The sequence below is a fragment of the Anaerolineales bacterium genome (genome assembly GCA_015075625.1).
GTDB lineage: Bacteria > Chloroflexota > Anaerolineae > Aggregatilineales > UBA2796 > UBA2796.
This window is the reverse complement of record JABTTZ010000001.1, coordinates 1,810,338-1,828,260: the sequence shown is the minus strand read 5'-3', so window position 1 is coordinate 1,828,260 and position 17,923 is coordinate 1,810,338. Positions and strand designations below refer to the sequence as shown.

Here is a 17,923-nt window from a genome sequence, read left to right as displayed (position 1 = left end):
TACCGCGTGCCTCAGTTTGCCGTCCGCTGCCCTTTCTTGAGTGCCTCTTTGAGCGCCTCCAGAGAGCCAAGGTCGTCTTCTGTAGATCGCACTTCGGAAACGATCAAGCGCAAATGCCCCTGCGACATCGCCTGACGCGCCTTTTCGCGATCTTTCAAGGGATAAAAATACTCCATCGACTGCTTGATGCGCATTTCAACCCGTTCGCGGATGGGGGCGATTTTCGAGGGGTCGGTGAGGATGATGAACTCTGTTGGGGCAAGGTGTCCGAGGAAATCGGTATCGCTGCCTATCTCACGGATAGCGTTGTTCATCATCAGGGTGACTGCCCGCAAGACATCATCGGAGTTGACAAAGCCGTACATCTCGCGGAATTGATCTAACCCCTCAATGCCAAGCGCCAAAGCCCCCCAGGGCGTTCCAGCCGCAATCACTTGGTTGATCCGTTCGCTGACGAGCGACCCTTCAGGGGTGTTCGTCACCGGATTGATCATGGTTGATTGCTCTGCCCGTCGAAGGACATTACGCACGCGCAAGCGCAGTTCCTGAATGTCAAAGGGCTTCGTGATGTAATCAACGACGCCCAATTCCAAGCCCATCAGTTTATCAACGCGATCCCGCTTTTCGGTCAGAAAAATAACGGGGACATCTTGCGTTCGGCGGTTGGTGCGGATGCGCCGACAGACTTCGTAACCATCAATATCGGGCAGGCGAATATCAAGCATTACAAGGCTTGGTGTGTTTTCGCGGGTTAACCTCACGGCGTCTTCGCCCCACGCTGCGGTGAGGACATCATAGCCCTGTACCCGGAAATAGTTGTTCAACATCTCCGAGAGATCGGGATCATCTTCGACGATGATGATTTGCGCTTTGTCCGTCACGTTGATCTTTCCAAAAGTTTGTTTTGCTGTACCGCATGATCGCTTGAACCCAACATGCCCTTACACAGAACGCAATGGAGAGCTTTACCCGATTGGTTCTTTGTACACAACAAAGACGCCGTTTTCATCGCCCTTTGCTTTGCAATCGGTTTCCACGACGCGGAATTCCAGTCCACCGCTCACCCACCGCAAGCCTTCTTGGAGCAGCCCCACCGCCGCATGACCCACCGGCTTATCCGAGGTGCGCTGCCAGCACAGCGGGCATTTCTTGATGATGTAGGCAAAATGATCGTCGTGTTCTTCAACCACCGAAATTTGATCGCTGAAGTTTGTGAAGATTGATGCCATCGCTGGCAAGCCCATCTTCAGCTTTGCCGAGAGCGGCAGCACCTTAAAGGCAAGGTCGCCCGCGCCGGCCAAGGCGCCGAAGTTTTTCAACCCCTGGGCAAAACACGCCCGCCCCGCCCGCAGTGCCAAGCCACGCCCGCCACGCGGACCGTACATATCTTCCAGGGCAATTTGGAGTGAGGTGAAATCCGAGAAGTCAAACTCCCGCTCCAGATTATCTGGCGGGAAATTATCAATGTATTTCTGTAACCCGGCGAGGTTCAGAATTGCATTTAGCCCGTTTTTCCCCATCACATCTTCCATCGCCGCAAGGAAGATACGGGCGATTTTGTTGGGGTAATACAACCCGCTCAGTTCCCGCACTTTTTCAGCCACGAAGTCCCTCCCTAGCTAGGCATTCTCAGTGAACCATCCAGGACGTAGAATTCCGATGCGCCGAGTGCGCCTACACCAGCTTCGTCAATTCTTTTACGGCGCGGCTCATATCAAGGAAAATTAACCCCAGTTTCGCCTGTTCCCGCGCCAAAACAGTCAACACGGCTTCGTCCCCCACCGACATAAGGATGACATAGCCATATTGCCCCTTCACATACACCGTGTCAAGGTTGCCGCGTCCGAGTTCGCCGGTGATCCGTTCACCGAGGGAGAGCATCGCCGCTGACATTGCCGACACACGGTCTTCATCATAATCAGCAGGCATGACAGAGGCTATACTCAAGCCATCTACACTCACGATAGCGGCTGCCTCTACGTCTGCCGAACTCGCTTGTAAATCGCGCAACTTTTCAACAAGTTGATCGTTTCGTGTCCTAGTCAAGGCGTTATTCTCCTTCAACGAAATGCGCGTAGGTCCGCGTTTTGGGGTGCGGTACTGACGGAAGTCAATCTCTTTAGTGTAACGCTAGTTTTCTTACAAAGCCTCACCTTGTGCCGTACTGTAGCACAGCGTGACAACTATTGTCAAGCAATCCTCCCTCCCCTTCTCTGGGTAGGATTTCTATCGTTCCTCGTCTAGAATTGTACCCAGAAATTCAAACAGCAAAACAACCGAGGTTGTATGTTCGATAAATTGCGCGGAATAGCCGCCCGCTTTGAGGAACTTGAGCGGCTTTTGGCGGCGGGCGCTCCTGATGGTGATTACAGCAAAGTGGTTGCCCTTGCCCAAGAACGCGCTGAGCTTGACCCCATTATCACCGTCTACCGCGCCTATCAACAGGTCATGCATCAACATGATGACGCCCACGCCCTCCTTGAAGGGGAAACCGACCCCGAACTACGCCTTATGGCAGAGCAGGAAATTAAGGACTTAGAGCCGACCATTGCCGATTTAGAGGCACAGCTTAAGGCACTTCTTCTTCCCAAAGACCCCCGCGACGACAAAAACGTGATCCTCGAAGTTCGCGCCGGTACAGGTGGTGACGAGGCGGGCTTGTTTGCCGCCGATCTCTTTCGGATGTACACCCGCTATGCCGATGGGCGGCGCTGGAAGGTCGAAATTCTCAGCGAGAGCGAATCGGGCATTGGCGGCTATAGCAATGTGGTTGCCTCCATTTCCGGCAAAGGGGCGTATTCTCGTTTTAAATATGAGAGCGGTGTCCATCGCGTTCAGCGCGTCCCCCAGACGGAAAGCCAGGGACGCATCCATACCTCTACGGCGACGGTGGCGGTCATGGCCGAAGTGGGCGAGGTCGATATTCAGATCAACCCCACCGAGATTGAAGTAGAAACCTACAAATCCAGTGGCGCTGGCGGGCAGAACGTTCAGAAAAACGAGACGGCAATCCGTATTTTTCACAAGCCAACGGGCTTGATCGTCACCTGTCAAGATGAGCGCAGCCAACTCCAAAACCGCCTTCGCGCCATGAGCATTCTTCGCGCCCGTCTCTATGAGATGGAGATTGAACGGCGCAAGATGGAGGAGGATTCGACCCGCCGCAACCAGATCGGCAGCGGAGATCGGAGCGAGAAAATTCGCACCTACAACTACCCGCAAAACCGCATTACCGATCACCGTATCGGGATGACCGTCTACAACCTTCCCGCCGTGATGGAAGGTGATTTGGATGGCTTCATTGATGAACTTGCCACCCGTGCGCAATCGGAGAAATTAGGGGCGGGGGCAGCCCTCCCCACAACCGCCGACGACGATTAGGCTGTGCCATAGAGCGGTGGTTGAGGGGGACTTAGCCTTCAAGTCCTGTTTTGTTATAGTTCTGAGATTCAGGGGCTTATTGCAGTACCCTCACTGGTTGGACTGCAACCAGCCTTCTTACAAGAAGGACGGGCGTCGTTCGTTTCCCTTGATCGCCACCGCCTGCCCATCACCGAGTATATCGTGATAAGCAGGGCTGTCAACCACTGAGGGTCAATCTCGTTGAAAAATGCTGTAGGTTTGGGTTGTTTTGCGGCTCAGTCTTGTGGTATGCTCTCTTTTGACCATTTCATTCATCCTGGTCAAAAGGAGTTCTCCAATGTTGTATCTACCGCGTGAAGAAGGTCAGGGTTTGGTTGAATACGCTCTTATCTTGGTGTTGGTCGCCATCGTTGTGATCATCATCTTGGCGTTGTTGGGACCGGCGATTGCCAACGTCTTCTCCAACATCGTGCGCGTTCTCTAAACCGTATCTCTGCATCATCTGGTTCTTGTCAGGCAGCACCCGCTCGAAAGCGGGTGTTGTTCTTTACGACAGTTGACACCCCCTTTCCCTCCACGCTACAATCTTTCTTAAGATAACGCACCTTACGCGGTTGAGGTTGTTTACCCCGTATTCATCGAATGGGGTAGGTTGAGGGGGAAGCCCCCTCAGAAAAAGGGATTCCCCCTCCCGCTACGCGGGAGAGGGGGTAAGGGTCTGTGCGTAAGGTGAGTTAGATAATTTGGGATAACCCAACGCACGCTGAGGAGAGCCTTACCATGCTCTGCAACAAGCATGATAAGCACCGAAGGGGCAAACCCTCTACCACGCCAATGTGGGGGGTGAAACTCTCAGGTACAGGGACTCGCCGTGTTCGTTTCTCTGGTCAGACAGGGACACACCGCAGGCAGTGTGTCCCTTTTTTGTTTATGGTGATGCACACATTTAGGAGATGATTGTTTATGAGTACGTTCAAAACGCCCGCCGAATGTAAGTACGCTAAATCTGATGAGTGGGTACGCCTTGATGGTGAGGAGGCAGTTTTTGGCGTCAGCGATTACGCCCAAGACGCCCTCTCCGATATTGTCTTTGTCGAACTCCCTGCTGTTGGGGCAGTTCTGAAGGCGGGTGAGAGTTTCGGCACGATTGAAAGCGTGAAAGCAGCTTCCGACCTAAATGCGCCGATCAGCGGCGTTGTCACCGCCGTCAACAGCAGCCTTGAAGATGCCCCGGAAAAGGTGAATAGTGATCCCTTTGGCGAGGCATGGCTCGTCCGCATCAAGCCCAATAATCTTTCCGAATTAGATGCTTTAATGAGCGCTGACGCCTACGCCGCCTATTGCGACGAGCGCGGCTAAACACACTGTACGAACCACCTATATACGTGAATAAGCAGTAAAAGAGCTTCAACGATGGCATACATTCCCCACACCGAGGCAGACCGTGCGGCAATGCTGGCACGGATCGGCATTACCCGCCTCGAAGATTTATTTGACGCCGTGCCGGAAGGTCAGCGTTTTCCGGCGCTGGACATCCCCCACCCCAAAAGCGAGATGGAAACCCTCTGGGAACTGCAAGGCTTAGCCGGAGCGAACGCCTCTGCCGCCTCCCATGCCATGTTCTTGGGTGCTGGCGCGTATAACCATTACTCGCCAAGCGCGGTGAACCACATGCTGTTACGTGGCGAGTTCTATACGGCATACACGCCCTACCAACCAGAGGTTTCGCAAGGAACTCTCCAAGCGATCTTTGAATGGCAGAGCATGATTGCCGCGCTCACCGGCATGGATGTGGCAAACGCCAGCCACTACGACGGCGCAACGGCGCTGGCGGAGGCAGTGACTATGGCGATCCAGCACGGCAAAGGCAAACGCCACAAGGTCATCCTCAGCCCGAACGTTCACCCCCAATACCGCGCCGTCGCCCGTACCTATCATCAAGGGACAGGCGTTCGCTTTGTGGGGGATAAGGGCTTGGCAACCCTTGAAGACCTTGAAGACATGATTGACGATTCAACCGCGCTCTTTGTTGTCCAATACCCCAACTTCTTGGGTCAGATCGAAGATTTCAAGGGCTTGGCAGAGAAAGTTCACAAGGTCGGGGCGCTGCTGTGCATCGTCACCTACCCTATCGCCCTCGGCTTGCTCACCCCCCCTGGGGCATTCGGGGCAGATATTGTTGTGGGCGAGGGGCAAAGTTTGGGTATCCCGCTCAGCTTTGGCGGTCCCTATGTGGGCTTCTTCGCCACCCGCACCGAATATGTCCGCAAAATTGCCGGACGGATCGTTGGCGAGACGGTGGATGGCGACGGGCGCAAGGCATACGTCATGACGCTCCGCCCCCGCGAACAAGACATTCGTCGTGAAAAGGCGACGAGCAATATTTGCACCAATCAGGGGTTGATGGCGCTGGCGGGCTGTATTTACCTTGCTCTTATGGGCAAGCACGGTGTCCGCCGTGTGGCAGAACTGTGCTACCACAAGGCGCATTACGCCGCCGAACGGATTGCCGCTCTGGAAGGGTACAACGTGAACATGCGCTACCCCTTCTTCAACGAATTCGTTGTCACCTGCCCGAAACCCATCAGCCATGTGAACCAGTTTCTCTATGACGAGTACGCCATCCTCGGCGGCTATGATTTGGGGGCGGAATACCCTGACCGTGCCGGACAAATGCTCATCGCGGTGACAGAGACAAACACAAAGGCTGAAATTGACGACCTGATCGAAGGCTTACGCCGTGTGGCGGAGTCGGCAAAGGTGTAAAGGTAGAAAAACACCATGGACGCGACAAAAGAACTGATCATCCTTGAGCCACTGATTTATGATCTTGGCTCACCCGGGCGGAATGTTTCCACCCTTCTGACCCAATGCGATGTGCCACAAACAGCCCTTCCCGCCCATCTTCTGCGCCATGACCTTGACCTTCCAGAGGTTTCCGAACTGGATGTGGTGCGCCATTTTGTCAAACTGAGCGGGTTAAATCACAGCATCGACAAAGGGTTTTACCCACTCGGCAGCTGTACGATGAAATACAACCCGAAGATTGACGAAGATACCGCCCGTTTGCCCGGCTTCGCCCTCTCCCACCCGCTCCAAGACGAGGCGACGACGCAAGGCAATTTGGCGCTTATGTACACCCTTCAACAGTGGTTGGCAGAGATCGTCGGCTTTGCCGGAGTCAGCCTTCAGCCCGCGGCAGGAGCGCATGGCGAATTTGCCGGAATCCTGATGATCCGCGCTTATCACCTTGAGCGGGGCGATACAAAGCGGACGAAAATCCTCGTCCCCAACAGCGCTCACGGAACAAATCCAGCAACCTCCACGATGGCAGGGTATACCGTTGTTGAACTGCCTTCCGATGCCAATGGCGATGTTGATCTGGAAGCGCTCCGTAAAGCAGCCGATGACACAGTGGCGGGCATGATGATCACCGTCCCTAGCACGCTCGGCTTGATCGATAAAAATGTCGAGGAAATCATCCAGATCGTCCATGCCTGCGGCGGGCTGCTCTACATGGACGGCGCAAACATGAACGCCTTGCTTGGGGTCTTAAAGCCCGGCACGCTCGGCTTTGATGTGATGCACTACAACCTGCATAAAACATTCAGCACCCCGCACGGCGGCGGCGGTCCCGGTTCGGGTCCTGTTGCCGTCAGCGAAAGGCTGCTGCCTTACCTGCCGGGTCCGATTGTGGCAATCCGTGAGGAAGGCAAAGGCGGGGAAGCGCCGTTGTATGGCTGGCACATGCCGGAAAAAAGCATCGGGCGTTTGAAGGCATTTCACGGCAACTTTGGGATGCACATCCGCGCTTACACCTACATCATGCTGCACGGGGCAGAGGGCTTGGAAGCGATCAGCCGCCATGCCGTCCTCAATGCGAACTATGTACGTGTTGAACTGGCAGAGACATATACCGTCCCCTACAATCGGATGTGTGGGCATGAGGTCGTCATTGAAGGGCGCTTTAAAGATGCGCCAGACATTCACGCCCTCGATATTTCCAAGCGGCTGATGGATTATGGGATTCACCCGCCAACAAACTACTTCCCGCTCATCGTCCCCGAAGCGCTGCTCATTGAGCCGACGGAGAGCGAGACGAAAGAGACGCTCGATAACTTCATCGGTGTGATGAAGCGTATTGCAAACGAGGCGCGGGAAAACCCCGATCTCTTGCATAGTGCGCCGCACGGGACGCCCGTCAGCCGCGTGGACGAAGTTTTGGCGGCGAAACAGCTTGTCTTGTGCTGCCGCCCCGCCTACCTAGATAAAGAGGATGCATAACGATGGCACAAAACTACGATGTCGTTGTCTTAGGGGCGGGTCCCGGTGGCTATGTTGCCGCCATTCGCGCCGCACAATTAGGGCTAAAGACAGCGATTATTGAAAAGCAATGGTGGGGGGGAATCTGCCTGAATGTTGGCTGCATCCCCTCCAAGGCGCTGCTCCACAATGCGGAACTGGCGCACATTGTCAAACACCGCGCCGCTGAATTTGGCTTCACCATCAGTGGTGAGGTTCAGTTTGATTACAGCGTTGCCCACAAGCGCAGCCGCAGCACATCGGATCGCTTGGTGAAGGGCGTCAAATCCCTGATGAAGAAGAATAAAATCGATACCTATGAAGGGTGGGGATCGTTCACTTCGGCAACGACGCTGGAGGTTGATTTAGGTGGTGGCAAGAGGGAAACGCTGAACGCAAAAAATGTCATTCTCGCCACCGGCAGCGAAGTGCGGATGCTCCCCAACACCAAAGTAACCGAACGGGTCAAAACCTACCTTGAGGTGATTCTCTCCGAGACGCTCCCCAAGAGCATCATCATTGCCGGCGCGGGTGCAATTGGCATGGAGTTCGCCTATGTCATGCACAATTACGGCGTTCAGGTCACCGTCGTGGAGTTCATGCCCAACGTTCTCCCCTTAGAGGATGAGGAAGTCTCCAAAGAGATGGAGCGCCAATACAAGAAGATGGGCGTCAGCCTGCTCACCGGAACGCGGGTGGATAAGATTGACGAGGACAAAGACGGCGTGACTGTCACCGTCACCCGTGATGGCAAGGTGGAGACGCTCCGCGCTGAATGGGTCTTACAAGCATTAGGCTGGCGTCCGCGCACGGAAGGCTATGGGCTGGAAAAAACGGGCGTCAAACTGACCGAACGCGGGTGGATCGATGTCGATGATCACCTCCGTACCAATGTCCCCGGCGTCTACGCCATTGGCGATATTACGGCGAAGTTGGCGCTGGCACATGTTGCTAGTGCGCAGGGAATCATTGCCGCCGAGACGATTGCTGGCGTCGAAACGATGCCGCTCAATTACATCATGATGCCGCGCTGCACCTACTGTCAGCCACAGGTTGCCAGTTTTGGCTATACGGAAAAGCAGGCGAGGGAAAAAGGCTACGAGATCAAGGTCGCCAAATTCCCCTGGCAGGCGAACGGCAAGGCGTTGGGCATGGGCGAAACAGCCGGCTTTGTCAAGCTGATCAGCGATGCCAAGTATGGCGAGTTTCTCGGCGGACACCTGATTGGACCCAGCGTCACCGAACTGCTCCCAGAGTTAACCCTTGCCCAAATGTGGGAACTGACTCCCGCAGAGCTTGCCCGCAATGTCCATGCTCACCCCACGCTAAGCGAAGCGCTTATGGAAGTGGCGCACGGACTCGAAGGGCATATGATCAACCTGTAAGGGCGATAACTACACGTCATTTCACATCCCCCCCATGCCCCTTTCCCTAAACGGAGAGGGGGAAGGAAGTTACCCCTTTCCCTATCCACGCGGAACGGGGTAAATTTCTAAAATCTTCTTCGCCCTCCTTTAGGAGAGGATGGCGTCAGATACACATCTAAGAATCTCAAAAAATAAGGATGCTGCTCAGCCATGATTGACTTTCTCACGGATCGGGCTGCTCGCAAACCCGAAGTCGATTCCAAACTTGACCGTCTGCGGGCGCGGATGGTTGCTGCCAATATCGATGCGCTGCACATCACCCAAAACGCCACCATTGCCTGGCTGACAGCGGGGGCGCTCACCTACATCCATGAGGCGACAGATACCAGCCCAGTTTCCCTTCTTGTGACGATGGATCATGCCTATGCCCTCACCGATACAATTGAGATGCCGCGCCTTCGTGATGAACAGGGCTTAGAGGCGTTGGGCTTCGAGTTCGTCGTTGAAAAATGGTACGACAAAGGGCAGGCACTGATTACCCTGACCGAAGGGAAACGCGCCGTTGGGGATTCTGGCGGTGGGGCAGCGATTGTCCAAGAGTTACGGAGCGTGCTATCGCCCGATGAAGTGGATCGTTTCCGCTATGCCGGGCATCTTGCCGCTGATGCGATGGATGAAGCCATTCGCGCCACCCAAGTGGGAGACTCAGAACTGCTCCTCGCCGGACGTATGACCTCGGCGGCGCGGGCGCGGGGCGGGATCAGCGTCGTAAACCTCGTCGCCAGCGACGAACGGGTTGCCCAATACCGTCACCCCCTCCCCGCCCGAAAATCCGTCGATAAATACGCCATGCTCGTCATGTGCTTTCGCTACGAAGGTTTGGTCATTTCCCTAACGCGCTTTGTCTTTTTTGGGGCAATCCCTAGCGAACTCAAAGCGCGGCGGGATGCTTGCGCTCGTGTCGATACCAAGTTGATCTTGGGGACACACGCCGGGCGCACACTTGGGGAGATGTTTGAGATTGCCAAAGCGGGCTATGCCGCAGAGGGCTTTCCAGAGGCAATTGAGGAACACCATCAGGGTGGTTCGGCGGGTTATGCCCCCCGCGAGGTGGTGGCTCGCCCGGGCTTGACGACGATCATCCAGCCGAATCAGGCGTTCGCCTGGAATCCCTCCATTCGCGGGGTGAAATCCGAGGATACGATCCTGCTCACGTCGGAGGGGGTGGAAATCCTCACCGCAATGCCCGGTTTTCCGACGATCAAAGTCACCATACCGGAGGGAACATTAGAGCGTCCCGACATTTTGCAGATGTGACGCGCCACGTACAACCATGTTGAAAAGGCGAGATAACTGGCGTCACAAGGAATATGGCGTGCGCCCGCCGCTAAAGCAGCGGGCTAAGAGAACCATCCCTGACCCGCCCCGTCGCCGCGCCAACATCAATAATGACTTGATTCATAGCACTCTTTTTGACCATAAGAGTGGGTAGTAAAGAGGGTTGTTTTGAGAGTAACTAACTCACCTTACGCACAGACCCTCACCCCCTAACCCTCTCTCCCGCTATGCGGGAGAGAGGGAATGCACTTTTTTGAGGGGGCTTCCCCCTCAAACTGCCCCTTTCGATGAATACGGGGTAAACACACCCAACTGCGTAAGGTGAATAACTAGCTGACCATGTGAATGTCCTGTATCATATAGATTTAGAACTTATGCAATTGAACGTGTTTTCCCCTCTCCCCTTGTGGGAAAAGGGGGACAAGGGGTGAGGCAAAGGTATAACGTCTATAGTTAAAGGATAAAGCTCATGCGTACACGCCTAGTGACTTGTATCGTGGTTAGTATCTTGCTGGCTACTTTCCTAAGCGGGGCGGTGGTATTTGCTCCTTCAGTAATGGCGCAGGGAGAGCCGCCAATCAGCCGCAGTCCATTTCTTCATCTGCTGGCATATACTCCCGATATGCGTTCAGATGACTATCCCCTGGCTGGTGTGATTAGCTATGTCAATCTTCATGAAATCGCCCGAATTGGCAATGTGACAGTCAGCGATCTCGAAACCTTTGAAAAAGATGAAGATATTCAGATAGCATGGCGATGGGCAATGTCCCGCATTACCACTCCGCCTGAGTTTGTCGCGTATGAACGAGCGTTAATGCCCACCATGCCGGAGGTGGTTGGCATGAATTGGTTCGCCATAAACGCTGCCTTGGAGTTTGGTGTTTCGCCCCGGAACGGCGTGTTCATTGATTTTCGGTTGGGGGATGATTCTAGCGGCTTAGATTTGGATATGGTGACAAAAGCGCTCACCAAACGCGGCTTCGCTGTACAAGATGTAGAAAGTGTCCCTGTTTGGCATCGCTTTGACGATGGCAAAATGGGTACCCCGGATAGATTTAGGGGCGATCCATTCGGAGCCGATATAGGTTTGCCTGAGCGGATTCAACTCTATAACGGAGAATTCGCCGGATTGGTGGGAAATGGACGTAATTGGACGCTCGCAAAGGCGATGATCGGAGCGGTCAAGGAGACGGGGGCTGATTTGCTCGATTCTCCCGACTACGCCGTCCTTGCTCAAGCACTGACTGATCCAGCCTACTACCCAAAAGATACGGGAGAGCAGCTATCTGATCTCTTACAAGTCTACATTATCCCCCCTATTCAGGGCGAATCAACACCTTCCTCGGCGGGCGATCCACTACCACCCTATATGCTCATGGCGATGGCTGACCGCCAGAAAGGTTCACAGCAATTTCACCAGATTGTGCTGATCTACCCCTCTCGCGATTTTGCCTTACGCGCCAGCGATATTCTGCTAGGACGGCTGCGCACCTTTTTGCCTGAGGCGCTGATAACCGAACATCAGGTCGAATTTACCGAACCACTTGTTTACACCGCCAAAGATGGTTGGTCAGCCGCCATTGTCGGGGTGCACTATCCCCTGCCGGCGGACGTCCTCAATTCACAGACAGGGAAAATGAATCTGCAAGGGGAGATCTATCGCTATCTGAGTTACAAACTTTGGCAGGGTCAGCTTACACCGATTGGACTTAAGCCCTGAACGGAAGGCGGGCGCATATAATGCGCCCCCACCTACTCAACGCTCCCGCAAGAGCGCCACGCCTAACGCGCCGGGACCAACCTGGACGCCCGTCGCCGCCCCAACATCAATGAGGATCGTCTCCGCCGGCGCAAGATCGCCCAATGCTGCCCGAATGCCCTCTGCGCCCTCTGGAAAATGGGTGTGCATTACGGCAAGGCGGGCGATTGGCGCGGCGCTGCGGGCGAGATCGATAATCTTCTCTGTCGCCTTGCGCATCGTCCGGGCGCGGGCGATGGTTTCGGGGTGACCGTCTTTTAGTTGAATTATTGGCTTACAGCATTTTTCAACGAGATTGACCCTCAGTGGTTAACAGCCCCGCTTATGACGATATACGTGGTGATGGGCAGGCGGTGGCGATCAAGGGAAACGAACGACGCCCGTCCTTCTTGTAAGAAGGCTGGTTGCCGTCCAACCAGTGAGGGTACTGCAATCAACGCCTGCCACCAGCGCATTCACCCGCCCGCCCCGCCGCAGATAATCGAGGGTGTCTGGGGCTGCCCAGACCTCCACCCGGGCGCGTGCCTCACGGATCGCCATCAGCACGGCATCGGGCGGCGCTCCCTGTTCGGCGGCTTCGGCGGCGGCAAGCGCCTGCCAGCCCACGCCCATGCTCAACGATCCGCTGTCATAGACGGTGATCCGCGCTGGATCGATCTCCTTTGCCGCCAGTTGAAAAACATTGTGAATCCCGCTGAAGTTTGTCGAGAGCGTCAGGGCGACGACGTGATCGACCCCTTCCAGCGCCGCCCGCAAGCCATCCACCGCCACGCCCAAGGAGGGGGCAGAGGTCGTGGCGAGGACGCTTGAGGCGACAAGACGGCGGTAAAACTCCGCGCGGGGGAGGGCGATTCCATCGTCGGGGTAGCTTTCCGCCCCAAAATTGACAAAGGCGGGGATCATCCGCATGTCATAGCGGGCGAGATACTCTGGCGGCACGTCGGCGGTGCTGTCTACAACAATCCGAACACGACGAGTCATTGATCACCATCCTTTTTTTCATTGGCGTCTTTTAAAGCATAAACGATTAGACCCTATTTCAAGACCTCCTATCTCCCGCTGCCAACCGACCCCCCTCTCCCTGCCGATCATTTTCCCACTCTTTTCTTTGTGCTAGGTTAGGATGTGGTAAAATCGCCCTTTAATCGGTATCCCCGTCGGGCAGGGCGCGCCCCGGCACAGGAGGCTCATCGTGGTAGGGATCAAACGGTTTTGGAACGTTTTCAAAAACATTGCGATCATTTTCTCGTTCGTGATGAATTTTGTCTTTCTCGTCACGCTCTTTATCTTGCTCACGCTCTTGTTCCAGATCAAAGCGGGCATTGCCGAGCCGCTGGTCACTGGCTTGTACAGCAGCTTTGTCGGGCTGAACGACGCAACGATCAAGACGAACATCAAGGTCGAAGATGTGATCCCCGTCCGTGATTCGATCACGGTGGCGGATACGATCAACGTCAAAGACACCATTGTTGTCCAAGACACCATCCCCGTCCGCCTGAACATCCCCCTTCAGCAAAACACGACGGTTGTCCTGACCCAAAATGTAGACCTGACGGCAAACGCGCAGTTCACCCTCCCCGGCGGTGGGGGCAGTATTCGCGGCTCGGTGGCGATCACCCTCCCTACGGGCTTGCAGCTTCCCGTTGCGCTCAATTTGAACGTCCCAGTTGACCAGCCGCTGCCCATCACGCTGCGCGTCCCTGTCGATTTGAAAGTGCCGATCAACCTGAAAGTGCCGGTGAATATTGATGTTCCGGTGGTGCTGAACGTCCCTGTCAATATCCCGCTGAACGAGACGCAGTTGAACGATGTCGCGCTCAGCCTAAAAAATGTGGTCGATCCTTTTGCCCGCATCCTGACCAACCTTCCAAGCAGTTGGCGCGAGTTTTGGCCCTGGTTCTTCCGTGCCGCACGTGGGCAAGGCGGCAACTTGTTGGATAGCAACCCCTTCATTGAGGATCCATGGCCCGGCTACGAGACAGGGAACGGCTCTACGCTGTTCACGCCCACGCCAGCATCCATGCTGACGCCCTTCGTCTCCCCGCCGACGAGCATCCCACAGGTTACTAGCCAACCGCCAACCCCCGCCCCCGATCAGCCCGGCGGGGCAACGCCCACCCCCACCTTGTCGATTCCAACTCCGGTGCCGACGGTGGGAAATTAACCATCCCTTTGGTGTGTGTCCGGTGTCATAACGCCGGACACGCCTTTCCCGATAAACGCTGATGAGTCTTGCCCAACCACCGAGTACCGAACGCCCATGACCGATTTGCCTAAGACAGCCCCGAACACAGCGCCCCAAACAGCGCCCGATGTCTGCGATTACGAAGGGTCAACCTACCGCGTAGACTTCTGGGAAGGCAAAGGGCGCGGCTATGAAGATGCCGTAGAGCGGATCGCCCTGCGCCGTTTGCTGCCCGCCCGCGCCCGCCGCTACGTCGATTTTGGCGTCGGCTTTGGGCGGCTGATCAACGAGGCAGACGCCTACGATCAGGTCGTCCTCATGGATTACTCGCGGACGATGCTCCAAGATGCGCAGTCGCGCTTGGGGCGTTCCCCTCGGCTGATCTACGTCGCCGCCGACCTCTACCGCTTGCCCTTCGCCGCCAACAGCTTTGATGCCGGAATCATGTGCCGCGTGATTCACCATCTTGCCGATGCCCCCGCCGCGCTGAAGAACATCCAGGCCTGTTTTGCGCCAGGGGGGACGTTTGTCCTTGAATTTGCCAACAAGCTGAACCTGAAGGCGATTGTCCGCTACGCCTTGCGCCTTCAGGCATGGAGTCCCTACAGCCGCGATCCGGTGGAGTTTGTCAAACTCAATTTTGACTTTCACCCCGCTTACATCGGTGAGGCGCTGGTAGCGGCGGGCTTCCGCAGCGGGCGGCGCTTGGCGGTTAGCTGGCTGCGCTTGGGGCTGTTTAAGCGCCTGCTCCCCCTGAAAATGATGGCTGGAATCGATGCGCTGTTGCAGCATCTGGGCGGGGTTGCGCCGCTTTCGCCAAGCCTATGGCTGGAAACCCATGTGGCGGGGTCACCTGCCGACCTCACCCCAACGGAATCGCTGTTCGTCTGCCCGATCAGCCGCCAACCCTTGCAGCGCGAGGGGGACGTGATGATCAGCCCATCGGGTGGCTACCGTTGGGCGGTGCGCGATGGCATTTATGACTTCAAAGAGCCGCTCTGAGCCGCCGCACGATGACGACGGCTAACCCAAACACAGACTGGCGCACAGGGCGGTTCGTCCGCAATGTCGCCCTCAAGACGGTGTTCCTTTTTGTCGCCGCCAATCTCGCCTTCATTGCCCTTCGCCCGCTGGCGGGGTGGAATCAACCAAGCCTGTACAATCTGCTGGTGCCCGGGCGCTTGCGCCTTCCCTTTGGGGAAAACCCCGATCAATCCTATAACCTCAGCCTGCAAAACCTGCCCGCCATGCTTGCCAGCCATGCCCTGCACGGGACGCCCAAAGCGGCGGACGAGTACCGCGTGATCCTCATCGGGGATTCGGCGGTGTGGGGCGTTCTGCTATCAAACACAGAGACGCTCTCTGCCCAGATCACCGCCGCCGCGCTGACCACCGCCGACGGACGCCGTGTACGCGCCTACAACCTCGGCTATCCGGTGCAATCGCTCCTGAAAGACCTCCTGATTCTCTCAGCGGTGCGGCGCTATGACCCCGATCTGATTGTCTGGTTGTTCACCCCGGAAGCCTTTGCCCCCGATCAACAGCTTGCGACGCGGTTGGTTCAGGAAAACCCCGATCTCGTTGAAAGCTTGATCCGGCAGTTCAGCCTTCCCATACGGACGGACGACCCCAAATTCATCCGCCCGACGCTCTGGGAACAGACGATCATTGGGCAGCGTCGGGCGCTGGCAGATTGGCTGCGCCTGCAACTTTATGGTCTGGCGTGGGGCGTCACCGAACATGATCAAACCTACCCCCGCTTTTACCTCCCCCGCATGGAAGATTTTGGCGAGGATGTGGACTGGCACGGCTTCACCCCGGAAACTCTCCCCGAGTCGGCAATGGCGGATACCCTCGCCTTTGAGATGCTGGCGGCGGGGAGCGCCCTCATGGGGAACGTCCCCATTCTCTTTGTGAACGAGCCGATGTTCCGTTCCGAGGGAATCAACAGCACCCTTCGCTACAATTTTTTTTACCCGCGTTGGGTGGTAGATCGCTTTCGGGCGGTTATGGCGGCGGAAAGTCAGGCACGCTTGTGGCTGTACCTCGATCTGTGGAACGCTGTCCCCTCGGCACAGTTCACCGATAGCGCCGTTCACCTGACGCCGGAGGGGGTGCGGATGGCGGCGGTACGGGTGGGAATCGCCATTTTAGAGGCGGCAAACCCTACCTTATTGCAGTACCCTCACTGGTTGGACGGCAACCAGCCTTCTGACAAGAAGGACGGGCGTCGTTCGTTTTCCCTTGATCACCACCGCCTGCCCATCGGTAAGCATATCGTGATAAGCGGGACTGTCAACCACTGAGGGGTCAATCTCGTTGAAAAATGCTGTAGGCGCACTGCGCAATGAATGAGCGGGAGGGCGACCATGTGGTGTCCCCCCTCCCCGCGACTTCTCATCCCCCCTTGCGTAAAGGGAGAATAACAACCCGTTACGGAGAATCACCATGACCCGCGTGATCTTAACTGGCATTGATGGGACGGCATTTCAGCATCCCGCTGACCGCGACGCCACCGAAAACCTGAAACGCTTATTCGGCTTTGACCGCCTTGTGGCAAAGTTCCTTGAACTGCGTTACGAACGCTTGATGTACGTCTACAACATCGGCAGCAGCGTCCGCGTGGGCGAGCGCCAGTTTCCCCGTCTAAACGCCATGCTCCGCGAGGCGTCGGCGGTGCTGGATATTTCCGAACCAGAGCTTTACGTGACGCAATCGCCGCTGGTGAACGCCTTCACCTTTGGGCATACCACGCCCTATGTGATGATTTTTACCGGATTGATCGATCTGCTCAGCGATGATGAACTCTACGCCGTGATCGGGCATGAGTTGGGGCATATCAAATGTGGGCATGTCCTCTACAACACCATGACGGGGATGATCCGCGATGTGATCAGCATTGCCGGGCAGCTTACGCTTGGCGTTGGGCGTCTGATTGGGGCAACCATCGAGGCAACCCTCATGGAATGGCGGCGGCGGGCGGAGCTTTCCGCAGACCGGGCGGCGCTCCTCGCCACTCAAGATGCCTCCGTTGTGATCAGCGGGCTGACGAAACTTGCCGGCGGAACGCGCCGCTTTGCCAATGAACTGAGTACAGAGGCGTTCCTTGACCAAGCGCGGCGCTACCGTGCCGAGGGGGAGACGGACGACATGATGACCATTCTTTACCGCTCGCTGGCAGAATTCATGCAGGGCAATCACCCTTTTGCGGTGGAGCGCGTCCACGAGGTCGATGCGTGGTTTGGCGGGGAAGAATACCAAACAATCTTGAAGGGCGAGTACCCCCGTGCGGTGAAGAAAGTTCAGATCAAGGTGAATAAGGTCGGGTAGGCGCGGAGGGACGCCCGCGCTAAAGCACGGGGCTGAAAACAGGGAAAGGCGACTGCTGCGCAGTAACCGGGGGGATAGGGGTTCTGTGACCCAAACCCGTCACCACAGCCAAGAGCGCCCGCCCCTAAAGGGGACGGGCTGAAAGTAACCACCCCTTCGGGGCTTGAAGGCAAAGAGGCTCTCCTGTTTTAAGCCCCAACGGGGTGATTAGTCCTAGCGCGGGCGTTTTAACCCCGCGCTATTGCCCCGCCCCCTGGGACGCCCGCCGAGAGATACCCC

The 17,923-nt window shown here is 56.2% G+C and carries 17 protein-coding genes and 1 riboswitch; of the genes, 12 read left to right on the top strand and 5 right to left on the bottom strand.

The genetic code is table 11. The features are described from left to right. Positions 1–11 precede the first annotated feature (11 nt). From HS103_07540 to HS103_07530, 3 genes are all read right to left on the bottom strand, one after another. A complete protein-coding gene (locus HS103_07540; protein MBE7512652.1) occupies positions 12–881 on the bottom strand; it encodes a response regulator in 870 nt (289 codons plus the stop codon). Between the two features lie 84 nt (positions 882–965). After that, positions 966–1,604, bottom strand: coding sequence for a 4-vinyl reductase (locus tag HS103_07535; GenBank protein MBE7512651.1), 639 nt, complete (start codon positions 1,602–1,604; stop codon positions 966–968). A 70-nt stretch (positions 1,605–1,674) separates the two neighbouring features. Further along, positions 1,675–2,046, bottom strand: coding sequence for a roadblock/LC7 domain-containing protein (locus HS103_07530; GenBank protein MBE7512650.1), 372 nt, complete (start codon positions 2,044–2,046; stop codon positions 1,675–1,677). A gap of 240 nt (positions 2,047–2,286) precedes the next feature. On the opposite strand from HS103_07530, the gene prfA reads away from it, so the two are divergent. From prfA to HS103_07490, 8 genes are all read left to right on the top strand, one after another. Beyond that, entirely contained in the window at positions 2,287–3,381 is a 1,095-nt protein-coding gene (prfA, locus tag HS103_07525) for a peptide chain release factor 1 (GenBank protein MBE7512649.1), read from the top strand. A gap of 319 nt (positions 3,382–3,700) precedes the next feature. After that, a complete protein-coding gene (locus tag HS103_07520) occupies positions 3,701–3,847 on the top strand; it encodes a pilus assembly protein (protein ID MBE7512648.1) in 147 nt (48 codons plus the stop codon). Positions 3,848–4,118: 271 nt separating this feature from the next. After that, positions 4,119–4,241: riboswitch (glycine riboswitch) on the top strand. 85 nt (positions 4,242–4,326) lie between these two features. Beyond that, on the top strand, positions 4,327–4,722 hold the full coding sequence (gene gcvH, locus HS103_07515; GenBank protein MBE7512647.1) for a glycine cleavage system protein GcvH: 396 nt from the start codon (positions 4,327–4,329) through the stop codon (positions 4,720–4,722). A 54-nt stretch (positions 4,723–4,776) separates the two neighbouring features. Beyond that, the gene (gene gcvPA, locus HS103_07510; GenBank protein MBE7512646.1) at positions 4,777–6,129 is read left to right on the top strand and encodes an aminomethyl-transferring glycine dehydrogenase subunit GcvPA; all 1,353 of its coding nucleotides are present in this window, start codon (positions 4,777–4,779) and stop codon (positions 6,127–6,129) included. A gap of 15 nt (positions 6,130–6,144) precedes the next feature. After that, a complete protein-coding gene (gene gcvPB, locus HS103_07505) occupies positions 6,145–7,647 on the top strand; it encodes an aminomethyl-transferring glycine dehydrogenase subunit GcvPB (protein MBE7512645.1) in 1,503 nt (500 codons plus the stop codon). A 2-nt stretch (positions 7,648–7,649) separates the two neighbouring features. Next, entirely contained in the window at positions 7,650–9,050 is a 1,401-nt protein-coding gene (gene lpdA / locus HS103_07500) for a dihydrolipoyl dehydrogenase (protein ID MBE7512644.1), read from the top strand. A 192-nt stretch (positions 9,051–9,242) separates the two neighbouring features. After that, positions 9,243–10,349: an aminopeptidase P family protein gene (locus tag HS103_07495; protein ID MBE7512643.1), complete on the top strand. Its 1,107-nt coding sequence runs from the start codon at positions 9,243–9,245 to the stop codon at positions 10,347–10,349. A 490-nt stretch (positions 10,350–10,839) separates the two neighbouring features. Next, complete coding sequence (locus tag HS103_07490; GenBank protein MBE7512642.1) at positions 10,840–12,090, top strand: hypothetical protein; 1,251 nt, start codon at positions 10,840–10,842, stop codon at positions 12,088–12,090. 36 nt (positions 12,091–12,126) lie between these two features. Here HS103_07490 and HS103_07485 read toward each other — a convergent pair whose 3' ends face one another. Then, on the bottom strand, positions 12,127–12,435 hold the full coding sequence (locus tag HS103_07485; GenBank protein ID MBE7512641.1) for a DegV family protein: 309 nt from the start codon (positions 12,433–12,435) through the stop codon (positions 12,127–12,129). Between the two features lie 54 nt (positions 12,436–12,489). Continuing rightward, positions 12,490–13,110, bottom strand: coding sequence for a DegV family protein (locus HS103_07480; GenBank protein MBE7512640.1), 621 nt, complete (start codon positions 13,108–13,110; stop codon positions 12,490–12,492). A gap of 211 nt (positions 13,111–13,321) precedes the next feature. Here HS103_07480 and HS103_07475 point away from each other — a divergent pair, with 211 nt between their 5' ends. The 4 genes from HS103_07475 to HS103_07460 all read left to right on the top strand — a co-directional run bounded on the left by HS103_07475 (position 13,322) and on the right by HS103_07460 (position 17,644). Then, positions 13,322–14,293 (top strand): hypothetical protein, encoded by a 972-nt coding sequence (locus tag HS103_07475; protein MBE7512639.1) that lies wholly within the window; start codon positions 13,322–13,324, stop codon positions 14,291–14,293. Positions 14,294–14,308: 15 nt separating this feature from the next. Beyond that, positions 14,309–15,316, top strand: a complete 1,008-nt coding sequence (locus HS103_07470) for a class I SAM-dependent methyltransferase (GenBank protein MBE7512638.1) — start codon at positions 14,309–14,311, stop codon at positions 15,314–15,316. An 11-nt stretch (positions 15,317–15,327) separates the two neighbouring features. Then, positions 15,328–16,620 (top strand): hypothetical protein, encoded by a 1,293-nt coding sequence (locus tag HS103_07465; GenBank protein ID MBE7512637.1) that lies wholly within the window; start codon positions 15,328–15,330, stop codon positions 16,618–16,620. A 142-nt stretch (positions 16,621–16,762) separates the two neighbouring features. After that, complete coding sequence (locus HS103_07460) at positions 16,763–17,644, top strand: M48 family metallopeptidase (GenBank protein ID MBE7512636.1); 882 nt, start codon at positions 16,763–16,765, stop codon at positions 17,642–17,644. Positions 17,645–17,923 lie beyond the last annotated feature (279 nt).